Annotated in this window: 19 protein-coding genes; 10 read left to right on the top strand and 9 right to left on the bottom strand. The window is 68.1% G+C overall.

Annotated features, from left to right (window positions below; all coding sequences use genetic code 11):
- The first annotated feature begins 22 nt into the window (after positions 1 to 22).
- The 6 genes from fliE to DIE13_RS16325 all read left to right on the top strand — a co-directional run bounded on the left by fliE (position 23) and on the right by DIE13_RS16325 (position 3,954).
- On the top strand, positions 23 to 367 hold the full coding sequence (fliE, locus tag DIE13_RS16350) for a flagellar hook-basal body complex protein FliE (RefSeq protein ID WP_096508364.1): 345 nt from the start codon (positions 23 to 25) through the stop codon (positions 365 to 367).
- A gap of 145 nt (positions 368 to 512) precedes the next feature.
- Positions 513 to 947: a flagellar export chaperone FliS gene (gene fliS / locus DIE13_RS16345; protein ID WP_124828149.1), complete on the top strand. Its 435-nt coding sequence runs from the start codon at positions 513 to 515 to the stop codon at positions 945 to 947.
- Positions 944 to 1,276, top strand: coding sequence for a flagellar protein FliT (locus tag DIE13_RS16340; protein WP_124828148.1), 333 nt, complete (start codon positions 944 to 946; stop codon positions 1,274 to 1,276). The genes fliS and DIE13_RS16340 overlap by 4 nt, the downstream gene beginning before the upstream one ends.
- Before the next feature lie 75 nt (positions 1,277 to 1,351).
- Positions 1,352 to 2,638 carry a flagellar hook-length control protein FliK gene (locus DIE13_RS16335; protein WP_124828147.1) on the top strand — a complete coding sequence of 429 codons (1,287 nt, stop codon included), beginning with the start codon at positions 1,352 to 1,354 and terminating at the stop codon, positions 2,636 to 2,638.
- Positions 2,635 to 2,967, top strand: coding sequence for an EscU/YscU/HrcU family type III secretion system export apparatus switch protein (locus tag DIE13_RS16330; protein WP_124828146.1), 333 nt, complete (start codon positions 2,635 to 2,637; stop codon positions 2,965 to 2,967). The genes DIE13_RS16335 and DIE13_RS16330 overlap by 4 nt, the downstream gene beginning before the upstream one ends.
- Positions 2,968 to 3,234: 267 nt before the next feature.
- Entirely contained in the window at positions 3,235 to 3,954 is a 720-nt protein-coding gene (locus DIE13_RS16325; protein WP_124828145.1) for a PepSY-associated TM helix domain-containing protein, read from the top strand.
- Positions 3,955 to 4,037: 83 nt separating this feature from the next.
- Here the strand turns inward: DIE13_RS16325 and DIE13_RS16320 are convergent, their stop codons facing one another.
- The 9 genes from DIE13_RS16320 to DIE13_RS16280 form a co-directional block, all read right to left on the bottom strand.
- Positions 4,038 to 5,063 carry an XdhC family protein gene (locus DIE13_RS16320; protein WP_124828144.1) on the bottom strand — a complete coding sequence of 342 codons (1,026 nt, stop codon included), beginning with the start codon at positions 5,061 to 5,063 and terminating at the stop codon, positions 4,038 to 4,040.
- 212 nt (positions 5,064 to 5,275) lie between these two features.
- A complete protein-coding gene (locus DIE13_RS16315; RefSeq protein ID WP_124828143.1) occupies positions 5,276 to 6,676 on the bottom strand; it encodes an amino acid permease in 1,401 nt (466 codons plus the stop codon).
- Positions 6,677 to 6,896: 220 nt separating this feature from the next.
- Positions 6,897 to 7,553, bottom strand: a complete 657-nt coding sequence (gene rqpR / locus DIE13_RS16310) for a response regulator transcription factor RqpR (RefSeq protein ID WP_124828142.1) — start codon at positions 7,551 to 7,553, stop codon at positions 6,897 to 6,899.
- A gap of 7 nt (positions 7,554 to 7,560) precedes the next feature.
- Positions 7,561 to 8,376 (bottom strand): quorum system sensor histidine kinase RqpS, encoded by an 816-nt coding sequence (gene rqpS, locus DIE13_RS16305; protein WP_124828141.1) that lies wholly within the window; start codon positions 8,374 to 8,376, stop codon positions 7,561 to 7,563.
- A gap of 413 nt (positions 8,377 to 8,789) precedes the next feature.
- Positions 8,790 to 9,560, bottom strand: coding sequence for a ferredoxin--NADP reductase (locus DIE13_RS16300; protein ID WP_124828140.1), 771 nt, complete (start codon positions 9,558 to 9,560; stop codon positions 8,790 to 8,792).
- Positions 9,561 to 9,787: 227 nt separating this feature from the next.
- Positions 9,788 to 10,435: a LysE family translocator gene (locus DIE13_RS16295; protein WP_124828139.1), complete on the bottom strand. Its 648-nt coding sequence runs from the start codon at positions 10,433 to 10,435 to the stop codon at positions 9,788 to 9,790.
- 58 nt (positions 10,436 to 10,493) lie between these two features.
- Positions 10,494 to 11,309, bottom strand: coding sequence for an endonuclease/exonuclease/phosphatase family protein (locus DIE13_RS16290; protein ID WP_124828138.1), 816 nt, complete (start codon positions 11,307 to 11,309; stop codon positions 10,494 to 10,496).
- A gap of 5 nt (positions 11,310 to 11,314) precedes the next feature.
- Complete coding sequence (locus DIE13_RS16285; protein ID WP_124828137.1) at positions 11,315 to 11,803, bottom strand: hypothetical protein; 489 nt, start codon at positions 11,801 to 11,803, stop codon at positions 11,315 to 11,317.
- Between the two features lie 147 nt (positions 11,804 to 11,950).
- The gene (locus tag DIE13_RS16280; RefSeq protein ID WP_124828136.1) at positions 11,951 to 12,679 is read right to left on the bottom strand and encodes a nitroreductase; all 729 of its coding nucleotides are present in this window, start codon (positions 12,677 to 12,679) and stop codon (positions 11,951 to 11,953) included.
- Positions 12,680 to 12,907: 228 nt separating this feature from the next.
- On the opposite strand from DIE13_RS16280, the gene DIE13_RS16275 reads away from it, so the two are divergent.
- From DIE13_RS16275 to DIE13_RS16260, 4 genes are all read left to right on the top strand, one after another.
- Positions 12,908 to 13,888, top strand: a complete 981-nt coding sequence (locus DIE13_RS16275; protein ID WP_124828135.1) for an AAA family ATPase — start codon at positions 12,908 to 12,910, stop codon at positions 13,886 to 13,888.
- A gap of 148 nt (positions 13,889 to 14,036) precedes the next feature.
- Entirely contained in the window at positions 14,037 to 15,146 is a 1,110-nt protein-coding gene (locus tag DIE13_RS16270; RefSeq protein WP_124828134.1) for an NAD(P)/FAD-dependent oxidoreductase, read from the top strand.
- Positions 15,147 to 15,307: 161 nt separating this feature from the next.
- The gene (locus DIE13_RS16265; protein ID WP_124828133.1) at positions 15,308 to 15,619 is read left to right on the top strand and encodes a high-potential iron-sulfur protein; all 312 of its coding nucleotides are present in this window, start codon (positions 15,308 to 15,310) and stop codon (positions 15,617 to 15,619) included.
- A 189-nt stretch (positions 15,620 to 15,808) separates the two neighbouring features.
- On the top strand, positions 15,809 to 17,116 hold the full coding sequence (locus DIE13_RS16260; RefSeq protein WP_124828132.1) for an MFS transporter: 1,308 nt from the start codon (positions 15,809 to 15,811) through the stop codon (positions 17,114 to 17,116).
- The last annotated feature ends 30 nt before the right edge of the window (positions 17,117 to 17,146 follow it).

The following is a 17,146-nucleotide window of genomic DNA, read 5'->3' as shown; positions in this document are numbered from 1 at the left end:
TTCTCTTAATTCTGGGGACAGCATGACTGCCAACGTCAGCGGAATCGGATCGGTGTTGCAACAGATGCAGGCGATGGCCGCGCAGGCGTCAGGCGGGGTCGCGAGCCCGACGGCCGCGCTCGCCGGCTCCGGCGCCGCGACCGCCGGCACGTTCGCGAGCGCGATGAAGGCATCGCTCGACAAGATCAGCGGCGACCAGCAGCACGCGCTGGGCGAGGCGCAGGCGTTCGAAGTCGGCGCGCCGAACGTGTCGCTGAACGACGTGATGGTCGACATGCAGAAGGCCAACATCGGCTTCCAGTTCGGGCTCCAGGTCCGCAACAAGCTCGTGAGCGCCTACAACGACATCATGCAGATGTCGGTGTGACGCGCGCCGGCCGGCCGCGTCGACGGGCCGGCGGCCCGTGCGCCTAAAGCTTTTCAATTTCCTTCCGATAACTGCGGAAGATGGCCGCGCCGTGCAATGCAGGGCGGCGGCCTCCGCATAGTCAACGCATCAAAAGGAGAAGCGCATGTTTTCCCCAGGACACGCTGGAGCCAGTGCGTACGCGCGTGTCGGCGTCGAGACGGGGGTGATGGGCGCGTCCCCGCACCGGCTGATCGCGATGCTGTACCAGGGCGCGCGGCAGGCCATCGCGCTCGCGCGCCTGCAGTTGCAGCAAGGCAATGTGCCGGCCCGCGGCGAAGCGATCGGCAAGGCGATCGGGATCGTCGAGAGCGGCCTGCAGGCTTCGCTGAACCGCGACGCGGGTGGCGAGATCGCCGAGCGTCTGGACGCGCTGTACGCGTATATCGGCCGGCGCCTGCTGCAGGCCAATGCGGACGCGAGCGACGCGATGCTGGTCGAGGTCGACGGGCTGCTTGCGACGCTCGAGGAAGCATGGACGGGCATCGCGCCGGAAGTCGCGCGCATGGCCGCGCAACAGGCAGCGGGCGCGGCGCGATGAATCGCAAGGCCGAGTATTTCGCGCGTTACGAGGCGCTCGCGGCCGTGTCGGGCCGGATGCTGTGCGCCGCGCGCGGCGCGGACTGGAGCGCGCTGCCGGAATTGCAGGCCGAATTCCTGCGACTCGTCGACGGGCTGAAGGAGGCCGATCCGGGCGTCACGCTCGACGAATCGGATCTCGGCCGCAAGCTCGGCCTGATCCGCCGCATCCTCGCCGACGACGCCGCGATCCGCGATCTCGCGAGCCCGGAAGTCGCGCGGCTGTCCGCGCTGTTCGAGGCGCGGCGCTCGACCAAGGTATTGACCGATCTCTACCGCGCACGCGGGTAGCGTTCGTTGGCCGCGGCCGCGGTTCCCGCGCGCCCGGATTCGCAACGAGGTGGCTGAGATGAGCAGGCTCCGATCATGACCGGTATCGACTCCGTTGCGGCCGCCCTGCTGGCGAGCCGCCTCGACAGCCTGCTGACCGGCACCGTGTCGGCGCCCGCCGGCGGCGGCGCGACCGCGCAGGTCGGCACGCCGGGTACCGGCGCCTCGTCGACGTCCGCGGCGAACGGCTCGCCTGCCGCGCCGCCGGCCTCCGCGCAAACCGCGCTGTCCGATGTCGCGCTCGTGCTCGATGCGATTTCGCGCGCGGGTGGCGCCGCGACCCCCGTGGTCGCCGGACGAACGCCGCTGCTGGCCGATCCTGCCGTGCTGCTGACCGATCCGGCAACGCCGCCGGCGTCCGGTGCAGCCGCGTCGGCTGCCACTTCTGCCGCGACCGCCGCGGCGCCGCCCGTCGCAGTGCTGCATGCCGCACTCGCGCAGGCCGTGAGCGAAAGCGGCCTCTTCTACGAATCCCATCTCGCGCAATGGCTGGCCGGCCAGCGTCCGCTCGCCGCGCTGCTGCGCGAACCGCAGGCGCGGCTTGCCTCGCTCGGGCAGGCTGTTGCGGACGGTGCGCAGCACGACGCGTCCGACGTGCTCGACGAACTGCTCGCGGCGCGCTCGCCGCTGCCGGCCGCGACCCGAAACGCCGCACAGCCGGGCGGCACGATGCCGAACGAACCCGCGCAGAACGCTGCCGCGGGCGCGCGGCAATACGCGGCGTCGGGCGCGGCCGGCATGGCCGCCGATCCGCTCGGCGAATATGCCGACTTGCGCTGGACGCCCGCGCGCGCCGAACTGGCCGCCGCGTCGTCCGGCCCGCAGGCGCAGACCGCGGCTTCCGTGCACCCGGACGCCGTGCCGATCGTCAGGCAGCAGCTCGATGCGCTCGCGACCGATCAATTCCGCTGGAGCGGCGAGGCATGGCCCGGCGCGCGCCTCGACTGGACGATCGAGCCCGACGAGCACGGCGGCCGCGCATCGCGTGGCGACGACGCGGGCGACGGCATCGCATGGCGCACGCGGCTGACGCTGACGTTGCCGTCGCTCGGCACCGTCGATGCGGAACTGGTGTTGAACGGCGCGCAACTCGTCGCGCGGCTACGCGCGAATTCGACCGGCGCGGACCGTCTCACGCGCAACGAGGCCGCGCTGCGGCAACGGTTCGAGGGATCTGGGCTGCAACTCGGCGGGCTGTCGATCCGCGCGGTCGACGACGAGCCGGACGATTTCGACCCGCTGATCGCACAGGCGGCGTCCGCCGCGTATGCGCGCAGCGCGGCCGCCGGCACGCCCGACCTCGACGACGACTTGCCGCGATGAGCATGACGTCCCGCAAGCGCGCAGCCGCGCTGGTCTACGATCCGAAAGGCGGCGATGCCGCCCCGCGCGTGGTCGCGAAGGGGTATGGGCTGCTGGCCGAGATGATCGTCGCGCGCGCGCACGATGCAGGGCTGTACGTGCATACGGCGCCGGAGATGGTGTCGCTGCTGATGCAGGTCGATCTCGACGACCGGATTCCGCCGCAGCTTTACCAGGCCGTCGCGGATCTGCTCGCGTGGCTGTATTCGCTCGATCGCGCCGAGGCCGGGCCCGAGGCCAGCCAGGGTGACGCCGCGCCACGCTTTCCGCTGCCGCCGCTACGCCGCTGAGCGCCCGGCGCGGCCCGATTTCTTGCGAAATGCTGTCTTCGTCTTTCGCAAGTATTTTGTTGCTATCTTTCTTCTATTTTTCGCGTTCTGCGTGAAAATTTCGCGCTTCATCGGTTATCGCCGGATTTTCCCGCCCGCGCGAGCGGCTCGGGCGGATTGAGTGCCGCCGCAGTTTATGTAATGATATCCATTCTCATTTTCATGTTGCCCGGGCGGTGCGCGATTTCCGTGCGCCGCCCGTTGCTTTGGACGAATGGAAGCTTTCGCGTGAACGCGCCCGAAACGATCGCCCCGCCGCAGGCGGGCATTACCGTGCTGCATCCCGCCGCACGCCCGCTGACCGACGACGAACTGGCCGCCCGCCGCCAGCGTTCGCGCCGGGCGACCTTCATCAAATGGCTGCGCAAGGTGCACGGCTGGGTTGGGCTATGGGGCGCGGTGCTCGGGCTGCTATTCGGCGTGACGGGCGTGCTGCTCAATCATCGCGCGCCGCCGATGAAGATCTCGACCGGCGAGCCGCAGGTCGAGCAGATGCAGATCGCGTTGCCGGACCCGGTGCCGAAGTCGCCCGCCGCGATGACGAAGTGGTTGCAGCAAGAACTGCGCTTCGACGGCCGCCCGGGGCGGGTGCGCAAGGAGCCGGCGCAGCCGGTCGCGTGGGGCGACAAGCGCGTGATGCAGCCGGAGCGCTGGCAGATGGGCCTGTTCGGGCCGCACCAGAACCTGCAGGCCGAATACTGGGTCGGTAACGGCTATGTGTCGGTGAAGCGCACCGGCAACACGTTCCTGACGACGCTGAACAACCTGCATCGCGGCGTCGGGATGAGCCTCGGCTGGGTGCTGCTGATGGACACGATCGCGGGGTCGCTGATCCTGTTGTCGCTGACGGGCGTGTTGCTGTGGACGGAGCTGAACAAGCGTCGCACGGTGGGCGTCGTGCTGGTGGCCGGTTCGGTCGCCGCGGCACTCGCCGCGGGCCTCGCCTGATTCGTTCGCGGGATGAGTCGCGCCGGTTTACTGCCGGCGCGTAGCGTGCGTCCGGCGCGGCGGCAAGCCGGCGCCGGCCGACCTCAGAGGCCGCAGGTTGCGCCGTTGTTGGCCGCGATCTCGCGCGCGGCTTTCGCGCCCTCGACCTGCAGGATCGTCGGCAGCGATACGTTGTTCTTCGCGGCCGTCACCTCGGCGAGGATCGAGATCGCGATTTCCGGCGGCGTGCGGCTGCCGATGTAGATGCCGGCCGGCCCGTGCAGCCGCGCGAGTTCCACGTCGTTCAGGTCGAATTCGAGCAGCCGCTCGCGCCGCGCCGCGTTGTTGCGCCGCGAGCCGAGCGCGCCGACGTAGAACGCGGGCGTCTTCAGCGCCTCCATCAGCGCGAGATCGTCGAGTTTCGGGTCGTGCGTGAGCGCGATCACGGCCGAACGCGCATCCAGCTTCATGTCGAGCACCGTATCGTCGGGCATCGTATGCACGACCCGCGTGCCGGGCACGTCCCATGCGTCGGTGTATTCCTCGCGCGGATCGCATACCGTCACCTGGTAGTCGAGCCCGACCGCGATCTGGCATAGATAGCGCGACAACTGTCCCGCGCCGATCACGAGCATCCGGTAGCGCGGCCCGTGGATCGTCACGAGCCGCTCGCCGTCGAACGCGAGGCCGTCGGCCGCCTGCGCGGGCGACAGCGATGCGCGGCCGGTCGCGAGCGTCATCGTGCGCGTGACGAGGCGGCCGGCTTCGACTTCCGCACAGAGCGCGGCGATCCCGCTGTCGCGCGTGAGCGGCTCGAGCACGAGCTGGATCGTGCCGCCGCACGGCAGCCCGAAGCGGTGCGCCTCTTCGGCCGTCACGCCATATTTGACGGCTTCCGGGCGCGCATCGGCCGCGATTCCGCTCGCATGCACGCGGGCGATCAGGTCATCCTCGATGCACCCGCCGGACACGGAACCGACCACGAGCCCGTCCTCGCGCACCGCGAGCATCGCGCCCTCGGGGCGCGGCGACGAACCCCACGTCTTCACGACCGTCACGAGCAGCACGCGGCGTCCTTCGTCGAGCCAGCGCGCGCTCGACTTCAACACGTCGAGATCCACACTTTCCATCGTCGTTACCTCATTGATTGGCCGCATTATGAACCGCCTGCCGCGGCCCTGCTTGCCGGGCGCCGGGGAGCGGGCGGCGGCGGTTCGGACGGCGGGTCCGGCCGGCGCGGGCGGGTAGTGCGCTGCGCCGAAAAAGCAAACGGCGCGCCCGCGAGGCGGGTGCGCCGTGTCGAGCGGGAGCGGGGCGACGCAGCGTGCGTCGCCGCCGGGCGTCAGTCCGCGTGACCGCGGGCGAGCTTCGAGTTGTGTCGCGAATACAGGAAGTAGATCACGAGTCCGATCACGAGCCAGATGCCGAACGCGGCCCATGTGACGGGCTGCAGGTTCAGCATCAGGAACAGGCACGAGCCGACCGCGAGGATCGGCACCACCGGCACGCCCGGGCAGCGGAACGCGCGCGGCAGGTCCGGATGCGTGCGGCGCAGCACGAGCACCGCGATCGACACCATCGAGAACGCGGCGAGCGTGCCGATGTTGATCAGCTCGGCGAGCACGTTGAGCGGCACGAGCGCGGCGATCAGGCCGAAGAACAGGCCCACGAGCCAGGTCGTCAGGAACGGCGTCGCGTAGCGCGGATGCACGCGCGACAGCGTCGCCGGCAGCAGCCCGTCGCGCGACATCGCGAAGATGATCCGCGTCTGGCCGTAGCTCATCACGAGGATCACGGTCAGCATGCCGAGCACCGCACCGAGATCGATGAAGCCCGCGACCCACTTCTCGCCGGCGATCTGCAGCGCATACGAGATCGGGTGCGACACGTTCGCGTACTGGGCCGACGGCACGATGCCGGTCGCGATTGCGGCAACCGTCACGTACAGCACCGCGCACACCGCGAGCGACGCGATGATGCCGATCGGCAGGTCGCGTTTCGGATTCTTCACCTCTTCAGCGGCCGACGACACCGCATCGAAGCCGATGAACGCGAAGAACATCACGGCCGCCGCGCCGAACACGCCGTTCCAGCCGTGCGGCATGAACGGCTTCCAGTTCGCGGGCGTCACGTGGAACACGCCTACCGCGATCACGAGCAGCACCACCGACACCTTGATGAACACCATGATGTTGTTGATGCGGGTCGACTCGCGGATGCCGATCGACAGCAGCGTCGTGATCACCAGCATCACGAGGAACGCGGGCAGGTTGAACCACGTGACGACGCCGGGCACGGCGCCGGGGGCGGCGGTCAGCACGGTCGGCAGCGTGAGCCCGAAGCCCTGCAGCAGCGACTGCAGGTAGCCCGACCAGCCGACCGACACGGCCGATGCCGCGAGGCCGTACTCGAGCATCAGGTCCCAGCCGATGATCCATGCGACGAGCTCGCCGAGCGTGGCGTACGAATACGTGTAGATCGAGCCCGCGACGGGGATCGTCGAGGCGAACTCGGCGTACGACAGCGCCGCGAGCCCGCACGCGATCGCGGCGATCACGAACGACAGCATCAGCGCGGGGCCGGCCTGCACGGCGCCCGTGCCGGTCAGCACGAAGATGCCGGTGCCGATGATCGCGCCGATGCCGAGGAAGGTCAGGTCGATCGCGCCGAGCGCTTTCTTGAGCCCGGCGCCGTGCGCGCCGGCGATCATGCGATCGACGTTTTTCTTGCGGAAGAGGGACATTGCGATGGATCGATCGCCAGCGCGCGCGAGCGCGGGACGCTGACTGAGTGAAAACCCGGAATTTTAGCCGATTTGGCGCGAAAGACTCGCTGCGGCGCAGCGGCGCGGCATGGAATCGTCAGATAAAACAAGCGCTTGCGCGCAACGCGCGGCGGCCGGGGCCGGCGCGATGCGGTTCCGGCGGCGAGGCGCGCGATACCGGGGCGTGCGGTTCGGCGAATCAGGCGCCCGACGCGGGCGCCATGTCGACGAGATGGTTGCTCATCACGTAGAACGTGAGTTCCGCGTTGTTCGACAGCCGCATCTTCTCGAGCAGTCGCGACCGGTACACGCTGACCGTCTTCACCGACAGCGACAGCGTGTTCGCGATGTCGGTGAGCCGCTTGCCCGACGCCAGCATGCAGAGCGTCTGGTATTCGCGGTCGGACAGCTTCTCGTGCGGCAGCGGCTCGTTCTCGAACGATACGTATTCGGCGAGCGCCTCGGCCATCGCCGGGCTCACGTACTTGCGGCCCGCGGCGACCTGCTGGATCGCGCCGATCATCTGCGCGGCGTTCACCGTCTTCGACAGGTAGCCGGCTGCGCCGGCCTTCAGCGCGCGCACCGCGTACTGATCCTCGCGGTACATCGAGAACATCAGCACCGGCGTGCCCGGCAGCTTGCGCTTGATGCGCTTGAGCACCTCGATGCCGTTCGTGTCGGGCAGCGAGATGTCGAGCAGGATCACGTCGAACGTCTGCCGATCGACGGCGGCCATCGCGTCGCTGCCGTTTTCGGCCTCGATCACCTCGCGCGCGACGCCGCGGTCGATCAACAGGTGGCGGATGCCTTGCCGGACGATCGCATGATCGTCCACGAGCAGGATGTTCAGGCTCATGACGACCTCACGAACGCGACGCGTGGCGTGCCGCGGCTGGCACCGCGAACAGCGATTCCCATGCAAAGCGCGCGGCGACGCGCGCGCCGCGGCCGGATGCCGGCGCGCCCGCTTCGAAGCTGCCGCAGAACGCTTCGCAGCGTGCGCGGATGCCGGCGAGGCCGTGGCCGGCACGGCGGCCGCGGGCGAAACCGGTCCCATCGTCGGTCACGATCAGCGCCAGATACGTGCCGCTCGTCTCGATCCTCACATCGACGGACGTGGCGCGCGCGTGCCTCGCGACGTTCGACAGCGCTTCCTGCGCGACGCGGAAGATCGCGAGCGCGCTGGCGCCGGCGAGTTGCGTGAGCCGTGCATCGGCCGAGCACACGAAGCTCGTGCGCAGGCCGGTGCGTGCCGCGTGGCTGTCGACCCAGGCCGACAACGCGCCGACGAGCCCGCCGTCGAGCGCGGGCGTGCCGCGTTCGTCGATCAGCCGGCGATTCGCATCGGTCGCGGAGTCGAGCGCGCGCTGCGCAAGCTCGAGCGCGCGCAGGCAGCCTTCCGGCGCATCGGCCGGTAGCCACGTGTGAATGTTGGCGAGCGCGAAACGCGCAGCGGTGAGTTCGGCGCCGAGGCCGTCGTGCAATTCGCCGGCCAGATGGCGGCGGGCCGCTTCGTCGGCGTTCATGAGTTGTGCGGACAGCGCCGCGATGCGTGCGTCGCACGCATCGTGTTCGGGCAGGGCGTCGGCCATGGGCACAGTCGCGGCGCAACCATGCGCGAGCTGCCGCGACGGCAACGGGGCGTGGGCGCCCGGGGGCGCGTTGAGCGACGTATCCATGACTCTCCCTGTTGTCGGAAAGCGGTTCAGGCACCGGCCGGCTGCGCGGGTCGGCTGCCGTTTCGATGACGGCGCCGCCGGAGAATCGCCCTGTGTCCAGGTAACAAAAGTTACATCTCGTAACGTTTGATTCCGACCCTTGGATGGTCGTTCCGGTAGCAACCGCGCGGGCCGAATAATATCTCAAAAATTAGGAAAAAGTCATGTCGGGCGGACATTTAAGGGTAAATGTGAATAATCGGAATGAAGGTCGTGTAGGAAAAAAACCGACATGAAAGCGCGTGCCTGCGCGTATCCAAATGTAACTATTTGAGATGGAATGATCCCGGTTTGTTACGAATTCGCCAAGCAGGGACGAAAAAAAACCGGAGCTTTCGCTCCGGTTCTTGATGCGGCACAAATTCGGGGGGCGATCAGTCCACGAATGCACGCTCGATCACGTAGTGGCCCGGCGCGCTGTTCTTGCCTTCGACCAGGCCGGCCTGCTTCAGCAGATCGGTCGTGTCCTTCAGCATCGCGGTGCTGCCGCACAGCATCACGCGATCGTTTTCCGGCGAGAACGGCGGCACGTCGAGATCGGTGAACAGCTTGCCCGTCGCGATCAGGTCGGTGATCCGGCCCTCGTTGTCGAACGCCTCGCGCGTGACCGTCGGGTAGTAGACGAGCTTTTCCTTGATGATGTCGCCGAGGTACTCGTGGCCCGGCAGGTCGTGCTTGATGTAGTCCATGTACGCCAGTTCGCCCTTCAGGCGGCAAGTGTGCGTCAGGATCACCTTGTCGAAGCGTTCGTAGATGTCCGGGTCGCGGATGATCGACATGAACGGCGCGAGGCCCGTGCCGGTCGACAGCATCCACAGCGTCTTGCCGGGCAGCAGGTTGTCTGCGACGAGCGTGCCGGTCGGCTTCTTGCCGATCAGCACCGCGTCGCCCACCTTCAGGTGCTGCAGGCGCGACGTCAGCGGGCCGTTCTGGACCTTGATGCTGAAGAATTCGAGATGCTCTTCGTAGTTCGGGCTGACGATCGAGTAGGCGCGCGCGAGCGGCTTGCCGTCGACCTCGAGGCCGACCATCGTGAATTCGCCGTTGTTGAAGCGCAGGCTCGGCTCACGGGTGCAGGTGAAGCTGAAAAGCGTGTCGGTCCAGTGATGGACGGATTGGACGGTGGCGGTGTCGTATTTGCTCATGGCTTTGAAAACGGACGCGCGTAGCGAACGCGTGTAACGGGCCCAAGAACGGGCAAAAAAACCGAGTGCGTCGGCCCGATCGTGGATCGGCCGGCCGGCGCGTCGGACACGCGCCTTCTCGATGACAGACGTTTGAGGAACCCCTTATTTTACCCTGCTTGGGGCGGATGCGGGCTTGACCCCCGCGGCTGCGCGGATTTGGCGCAACGAATTATTTCAATAGCCTTTCATTGATCGGCTGCGAGCTTCGCGCCGAGGCCGACGAGCGCGGCGCCGCACAGCGCGTCGAGCGGGCGTCGCACGCGCCGGTAGCCGCGCTGCGCGCGGGGGCTCGCGAACAGGAGCGCGACGCACGAATACCAGCCCGCCGACAGCACGCCGATGGTCACCAGCACCGCGCCGTTGAACCACAGCGGCACGTGCGCGGGCAGCATCGCCGCGAACACGCTGGTCCAGAACGCGCACGATTTCGGGTTGGTCAGGCAGGTGAACAGACCGCTGCGATACGCGCGCAGGTAGTCCCCCGCATGCGGCGCGGCCAGCGGCGTGCCGTCGTCCGGCGTGTCGGCCGGCGCCGGATCGCGGCGCACGCCCGAGCGCAGCAGCTTGAAGCCGAAATACACGAGATACACGGCGCCGCCGATCCGGGTCGTCTCGTACAGCCATTCGACCTGGTGCAGCACGGCCGCGAGGCCGAGCATCGCGAGCGTTGCCCACGCAACCGATGCGGTGCCGACACCGAGCGCCGATGCGGCGCCCAGGCTGCGCCGCCCGGCGAGCGACAGCTGCGAGATCATGAAGAAGTTCGGGCCGGGCGTGATCGCCGCGACGAGATAGACGACGGCGATTTGCAGCAGGATCGGCAGGCAGGTCATGGCGGCGTGGTGGCGAGGCCGGAAGACGGCAAGCCGCTACTGTAGCGCGCGCTGTGCGCTATTGCGGATCGAGGCGCAGGCGCGCGATATACGGCAGGTGATCCGACAGCCACGCGGTTTCGCCGGACGGCGCCTGCCATTCGAGCGGCGTCAGCCCGCGCACGAACATCTTGTCGAGCGCGAGCGCCGGCGAGAACGCGGGGAAGGTGCGGCCCGACTGGCCGAGCAGCGTCGCGACCTCGGACATCCCGATCTCGCCGAACAGCGCGACCGAATCGTTGCGCCAGTCGTTGAAGTCGCCGGCGAGCACGAGCGGGCCGTCGCCTGCGTTGCGCACGATCCAGTGTGCGATCCAGTGCATCTGGCGCAGTCGCGCCGCGCGCGTGAGCGCGAGGTGCGCGCACAGCAGCGTGACGGGCCGTGAGCCGGCGAGCGTCGCGCGCGCGACCAGCAGTCCGCGTCGCTCGAAGCGGTGCGCGGAGATGTCCCAGCGGCCGCCGAGGTCGAGCGGGTGCGGCGACAGGATCGCATTGCCGTGCCGCCACGACGGCTTGAACACATTCGGACCCAGTGCGATCTTCCAGTCGAGCGCATGCGCGATCTCGGTGGCCTGGCAGTGCCACACGTCGTCGACCGCGTCGTCCATCGGCGAGCCGAAGCCGGGCGCGAGCACCGGGCGCGGCATGCGGCGCGCCATCGCTTCCTGCAGAAAATACACGTCGGCGTGCGTCGACTGCATCCAGTTGCGCATCGCGTTCCACGCGGTGAAGCCGAGCGGCGAGCGGCCCTTGTGCAGGTTCCAGCTCACCGCGGTGATTTCGTCGGGCGCGCTGTGCGGTTCGGCGAACGGCAGGGACAAGGCGTCGGCGGACATGGCGCTCAGTCCTTCGCGACGTGCGCACGCACGCGGTAGACGAGGTGCGGATGTTGCTCGACGAGTGTCCAGTCGGTCCACGCATCGCTGCCGACCGCGAGGCCCGGATGGCTCGCGACGATCTGCCGCGGCGACACGGGCAGGCACGGATCGCTGCGCGTCGCGGTTTCGTCGTCGAGCGTCTCCTGCACGTCGAGCGCGAGCGACACGGTATGCGCGGCGTCGTCGACGGACAGCGGCGCGACGGTCACCGAGCGCGAGCGCTCGGTCGGCACGACGCGCGCGGCATTGCCGCAGCCGACGGGCACGGCGGACGGATAGCGATGGGTGTCGGTGCGGGTCTGACCCACGGTGGTGTGCTGCTGGAACGTGTCGATCGTCTGACCGTCGCGCACCACCTGGATTTCCCATGCGACGACGGCCGGTGCGGGGCTTTGCGCATGGGCCGCGAGCGCGACGCTCGCGAGCAGGACGGCCAGGCCGTGTTTCAGCATGAAACTTCTCCGGAAACGCGGGGATAGCGGGGAATGGACGCACATCTTACGCCCGATCGATTTCGATGGTGGTGTGACAGGGCGCGTCGCGACAGGTTCGTCGCACGATCCGGTCCTGATCGAAAGGTCGGTGCGCGTCACGTGTTTTCAAGCCAGAAAGCGGGCGAACTCCGCAACGGGCGCGCGTTCGGTGACGAGGCGGTTTTCGATCGCGTCCGGATCCGCATGGCCGAGCGACATCCCGCAGACGAACTGTTCGTTGGCCGGCACGCCGAGATGTTCGGCGACGATCCGGTGAAACGGCACGAACGCGGCCTGCGGGCAGGTGTCGAGGCCGCGGGCGCGTGCGGCCGTCATCACGCCCTGCAGGAACATACCGCAGTCGAGCCATGCACCGTGCGTCATCACGCGATCGAGCGTGAAGAACAGCGCGACCGGTGCATCGAAGAAGCGGAAGTTGCGTGCGTGCTGCGCGTGCATGCGCGCCTTTTCGTCGCGGCCTATGTTCAACAGCCCGTACAGGTCCCAGCCGACCTTGCGGCGCCGGTCGATATACGGCGACACCCATTCACGCGGGTAGTAGTCGTATTCGGCGACGTATTTCTCGTCGCGGGCCGGATCCTCGTAGGCCGTCGTGAGCGCGGCCGCGAGCGCGTCGCGGGTCGCGCCGGTCGCTACATAGACGCGCCACGGCTGGATGTTGGTGCCCGACGGCGCGCGGCTCGCGGCTTCGAGGATCGCCTCGAGCGTGTCGCGCGGCACGGGAGTCGGCAGGAACGCGCGAATCGCGCGGCGCGATTTGAGCGCGGCGTCGACGGCATCGACCGTATGAGTGGCGTCGGTGTCGACGCGCGGGGAAGCGGCGGGGACGGACATCGGCATACCTTCGGAACGAGGCGTGCGGCGCCGCGCGGGCGCCGTCGGCGAAGCCGGCGCGAAGGCCGGTGAACTTTCGATGATACGCCGCGCCGCACGACGCTGCAGCGCGCGCGCGGTGTTAGCAGCAGACTCGGTCGGCTGCTTGCTTGCACGCGGATGCGGGATCGCTACACTGAAATCGTAAGGGTCTGATGGTTGTGTGACGGCAGCGGTAGCGAGGTTGGTATGACGACGGCGATGGTGAAACAGGAACTGGCGGTGGCGTCCTTCAGCACGGTGTACGACCTTGAACAGGTCGAGACGGCGCTGAACGATCTGAACGAAAGCGCGAGCGACGCACTGCGCGCGACCTACGAGCGGATGCTCAAGACCGGCAATCTGCGCTTTTGCGTGAAGCCGAACCGGATGCCGTCGTTCGACGAGATGGAAGACGCGCTGCCCAATTTCGTCGAGCCGCTCGGCGACGTGCGCAAGCAGGTCGCGCTGTGTCTCGAGACGGAGGACCGGCTCGAACTCATGCCGATACTGCTGCTCGGCCCGCCCGGCATCGGCAAGACGCATTTCGCGAAGGCGCTGGCGCAACTGCTCGGCACCGCGTACCACTACGTGCCGATGAGTTCGCTCACGGCCGGCTGGATCCTGTCGGGCGCATCGTCGCAATGGAAGAACGCGAAGCCCGGCAAGGTTTTCGAGGCGCTCGTCAACGGCAGCTACGCGAACCCGGTGATCGCGGTCGACGAAATCGACAAGGCCGGCAGCGACGCGCAATACGATCCGCTCGGTGCGCTGTACGCGCTGCTCGAGCACGATACCGCACGTGCGTTCGTCGACGAATTCGCCGAAGTGCCGATCGATGCGGGTAACGTGATCTGGATCGCGACCGCGAACGACGCGCACGCGATTCCGGAACCGCTGCTGAACCGGATGAACGTGTACGAGATCGCGCCGCCCGACGCGGCCGGCGCGCGCCGGATTGCGCAGACGATCTACGACGAGATCCGCTCGTCGCACGCGTGGGGGCGGCGCTTCCCCGCTACGCTCGACGACGACGCGCTCGACGTGCTGGCCGCGACGCCGCCGCGCACCATGCGTCGCGCGCTGCTGCATGCGTTCGGCGCCGCGCGGCTCGACGGCCGCGACGTGATCGCGCCGTCCGACATCCGCGCGGACGAGGGCGCGGCGAAGCGTCGGCCGATCGGATTCTGAGCCGGCGGCGGGCGTATCGGGGGCGTGGGCGACGCGCGGGGCATCCAGGCGCGCACGCAGGTGCCGATGCACATGCATTCTGCAAGCGGGCTAACCGGGACGTACAATTCCTTTCTCTCCCCTCGACGCGCTAGCGACGCGAAACGCCATGGAGCAGACGGATTGTGTGGTGATCGGCGCGGGTGTCGTCGGTCTCGCGATTGCTCGGGAACTGGCCGCACGCGGGCGCGAGACGATCGTGCTCGAGGCGGCCGACGCGATCGGCACGGGCACGAGTTCGCGCAACAGCGAGGTCATCCATGCGGGGCTCTACTACCCGCGCGGTTCGCTGAAGGCGACGTCGTGCGTGCACGGGCGCGATCTGCTGTACCAATTCTGCGACACGCACCACGTGCCGCATCGGCGCGTGGGCAAGTTGCTCGTCGCGACGAGCGCGGCGCAGGTGAAGCAACTGAAGGCGATCGCCGCGCGCGCGGCGGAAAACGGCGTGTTCGACCTGCTGCCGCTCACGCGTACGGATGCGCAGGCGCTCGAGCCCGCGCTCGAATGCGTGGAGGCGCTGTTCTCGCCCGCCACCGGTATCGTCGACAGCCATCAGCTGATGCTCGCGCTGCTCGGCGACGCGGAGCGCCACGGCGCGATGTACGCGCTGAAATCCCCGGTCGAGTCGATCGACGTGCTGCGCGGCGGCCGTTTCGTCGTACGCACCGGCGGCGACGCGCCGACCGAAATCGAGGCGGCATGCGTGATCAACAGCGCGGGCCTCGGCGCGCAGGCGCTCGCACGCCGCACGCGCGGGCTCGATCCGCGCTGGGTGCCGCCGCTCTATCTCGCGCGCGGCAACTACTTCAGCCTGTCCGGGCGCGCGCCGTTTTCGCATCTCGTCTATCCGATGCCCGACCGTGCGGGGCTCGGTGTGCACCTGACGCTCGACCTGGCCGGGCAGGCGCGCTTCGGCCCGGACGTCGAATGGGTCGACGCGCCGCGCTACGAAGTCGATCCGGCGCGCGCGCAGGCGTTCTATGCGTCGATTCGCGCATACTGGCCGGAATTGCCCGACGACGCGCTGCAGCCGGCCTATGCGGGGATCCGGCCGAAGCTCGCGGGGCCTGGCGAGCCGCCGGCCGACTTCATCGTGCAGGGCGCCGCGCAGCATGGCGTGCGGGGGCTCGTCAACCTGTTCGGCATCGAGTCGCCGGGGCTGACCGCATCGCTCGCGCTCGCGCAACGGGTGGGCGACATGACGTCGCACGCATGACGCACGCGGCCCGCAGCCGTGCGGGCCGGGCGTGCGAAATCCCGTGCGAAATCCCTTATTTCCGGCATTTCGGCGCGCACACTCATACGCTTGAGCGGTATTCTGTTGAACGGCTGACGTCAGAGCAGCTTTCAAACCAATAACGTTGGAGCGAGTCCCCCATGAAAACAACCCGTCGGAGTTTCCTGATTACGAGTATTGGTGCCGTGTCCGCGCTGGCGTTGTCGCGCGAAGCGCTGGCCGACGCGCCGATGTTGTCGGAAACGGATCCGACCGCCGTGGCGCTCGGCTACAAATCCGATGCCACGAAGGTCGACAAGGCGAAGTATCCGAAGTACGCAGCGGGCCAGGATTGCGCGGCCTGCATGCTGTACCAGGGCAAGAAGGGCTCGGCTTCGGGCCCGTGCGGCGCTTTCCCCGGCAAGCAGGTGTCGGCGAAGGGCTGGTGCAGCGCATTCTCGAAGATGGGCTGACGTCCGGCGGCATCGTGCGATGCCGCAATGTGGCGAAAACCGCAAAACGCCTGCCGTCGAAAGACGGCGGGCGTTTTTATTGCTTGAAAACGGTTCCGTCGCTTTCTACACTCGCTGCAAACCAGCGCGCCGCGTCACCCCGCGTGCCCGGACCGCTCCAGACGACGAATTCACGAGGACGAGGCACGCATGGCGACGATTGCGAATTCATCGAAAACGATCCGGCCCGAGCGTGCGCTGAACCGGCGCGCGGTGGCGGCAGCCGTGATCGGCAATGCGCTCGAGTGGTACGACTTCACGGTGTTCGGCTTCATGACGGTCGTGATCGCCGAGCTGTTCTTCCCGACGTCCAGTGAATATTCATCGCTGCTGCTGACCACCGCGACGTTCGGCGTCGCGTTCTTCATGCGCCCGATCGGCGGCATCGTGTTCGGCCTGTACGCGGACCGCGCAGGCCGCAAGGCCGCCCTGTCGCTCGTGATCCTGCTGATGACGGCCGGCATCTTCCTGCTCGCCGTTGCGCCGCCCTATGCGGCGATCGGCATCGGCGGTCCGATCATGATCGTGCTCGGCCGCCTGCTGCAGGGTTTCTCCGCCGGCGGCGAATTCGGCAGCGCGACGGCGCTGCTGATCGAGGCCGCCCCGTTCTCGAAACGCGGTTTCTACGGCAGCTGGCAGATGGCGAGCCAGGCTGCCGCGCTGCTGATCGGCGCGCTCGTCGGCGCGGCCGTCACGCGCGGGCTGTCGCCCGACGCGCTGCGCAGCTGGGGCTGGCGCGTGCCGTTCGTCCTCGGGCTCGTGATCGGCCCGATCGGCTTCTACATCCGCCGTCATCTCGCCGATTCCGAAGCGTTCCTGCATGCGCAACAAAGCGCGCGCCGCGCGACGCTCGGCGAAGTGTTCACGCGCCATCCGCGCGAAGTGCTGTGCGGGCTCGGCTCGGTGATCGCGCTGACCGTGACGATCTACGTGCTGATCAGCTATCTGCCGACCTTTGCGGTGAAGCAGCTGAAGCTGCCGTACGCGCAATCGTTCTACGCGGTGATCGTCGGCAACCTGCTGCTGATGGTGCTGTCGCCGATCGCGGGTGCATGGTCGGATCGCATCGGCCGCAAGGGGCTGTCGCTGTGGTCGCTCGTGCTGACGCTCGCGCTGATGTATCCGCTCTTCGCATGGCTCGACGCGGCGCCGAGCATCGGCCGGCTGGTCGCGGTGCAGGCCGTGCTGTCGGTCACGCTCGCGGGCTATTACGGGCCGTTCGGCGCGATGATCGCCGAGCTGTTTCCGGCGAACGTGCGCTCGACCGGGCTGTCGATCGCATACAACGTCGCGGTGATGCTGTTCGGCGGCTTCGGCCAGTTCATCGTCACGTGGCTGATCAAGGCCACGGGCACGCCGCTCGCGCCGACCTATTACGTGATGGCGGGGCTCGCGCTGTCGATCGTCGCGGTCGCGTTCGTACCCGCGCGCAGTGCGGATCTCGACGCGCCGGCGTGACGGTCGATTGCCGTTCCGCGATCGTTACGA

Origin of the sequence: Burkholderia sp. Bp9016 (genome assembly GCF_003857765.1) — a bacterium.
Taxonomy (GTDB): Bacteria; Pseudomonadota; Gammaproteobacteria; order Burkholderiales; family Burkholderiaceae; genus Burkholderia.
Note: the sequence above shows the minus strand (reverse complement) of the source record. Positions and strands in the feature narration are given on the sequence as shown.

Bases quoted from the DNA above. Each gene is read 5' to 3' on its own strand.
- fliE (WP_096508364.1), top strand. From the start codon at position 23: ATGACTGCCAACGTCAGCGGAATCGGATCGGTGTTGCAACAGATGCAG.
- fliS (WP_124828149.1), top strand. From the start codon at position 513: ATGTTTTCCCCAGGACACGCTGGAGCCAGTGCGTACGCGCGTGTCGGC.
- DIE13_RS16340 (WP_124828148.1), top strand. From the start codon at position 944: ATGAATCGCAAGGCCGAGTATTTCGCGCGTTACGAGGCGCTCGCGGCC.
- DIE13_RS16335 (WP_124828147.1), top strand. From the start codon at position 1,352: ATGACCGGTATCGACTCCGTTGCGGCCGCCCTGCTGGCGAGCCGCCTC.
- DIE13_RS16330 (WP_124828146.1), top strand. From the start codon at position 2,635: ATGAGCATGACGTCCCGCAAGCGCGCAGCCGCGCTGGTCTACGATCCG.
- DIE13_RS16320 (WP_124828144.1), bottom strand. From the start codon at position 5,063: ATGGAAAGTGTGGATCTCGACGTGTTGAAGTCGAGCGCGCGCTGGCTC.
- DIE13_RS16315 (WP_124828143.1), bottom strand. From the start codon at position 6,676: ATGTCCCTCTTCCGCAAGAAAAACGTCGATCGCATGATCGCCGGCGCG.
- rqpR (WP_124828142.1), bottom strand. From the start codon at position 7,553: ATGAGCCTGAACATCCTGCTCGTGGACGATCATGCGATCGTCCGGCAA.
- rqpS (WP_124828141.1), bottom strand. From the start codon at position 8,376: ATGGATACGTCGCTCAACGCGCCCCCGGGCGCCCACGCCCCGTTGCCG.
- DIE13_RS16300 (WP_124828140.1), bottom strand. From the start codon at position 9,560: ATGAGCAAATACGACACCGCCACCGTCCAATCCGTCCATCACTGGACC.
- DIE13_RS16295 (WP_124828139.1), bottom strand. From the start codon at position 10,435: ATGACCTGCCTGCCGATCCTGCTGCAAATCGCCGTCGTCTATCTCGTC.
- DIE13_RS16290 (WP_124828138.1), bottom strand. From the start codon at position 11,309: ATGTCCGCCGACGCCTTGTCCCTGCCGTTCGCCGAACCGCACAGCGCG.
- DIE13_RS16285 (WP_124828137.1), bottom strand. From the start codon at position 11,803: ATGCTGAAACACGGCCTGGCCGTCCTGCTCGCGAGCGTCGCGCTCGCG.
- DIE13_RS16280 (WP_124828136.1), bottom strand. From the start codon at position 12,679: ATGTCCGTCCCCGCCGCTTCCCCGCGCGTCGACACCGACGCCACTCAT.
- DIE13_RS16275 (WP_124828135.1), top strand. From the start codon at position 12,908: ATGACGACGGCGATGGTGAAACAGGAACTGGCGGTGGCGTCCTTCAGC.
- DIE13_RS16270 (WP_124828134.1), top strand. From the start codon at position 14,037: ATGGAGCAGACGGATTGTGTGGTGATCGGCGCGGGTGTCGTCGGTCTC.
- DIE13_RS16265 (WP_124828133.1), top strand. From the start codon at position 15,308: ATGAAAACAACCCGTCGGAGTTTCCTGATTACGAGTATTGGTGCCGTG.
- DIE13_RS16260 (WP_124828132.1), top strand. From the start codon at position 15,809: ATGGCGACGATTGCGAATTCATCGAAAACGATCCGGCCCGAGCGTGCG.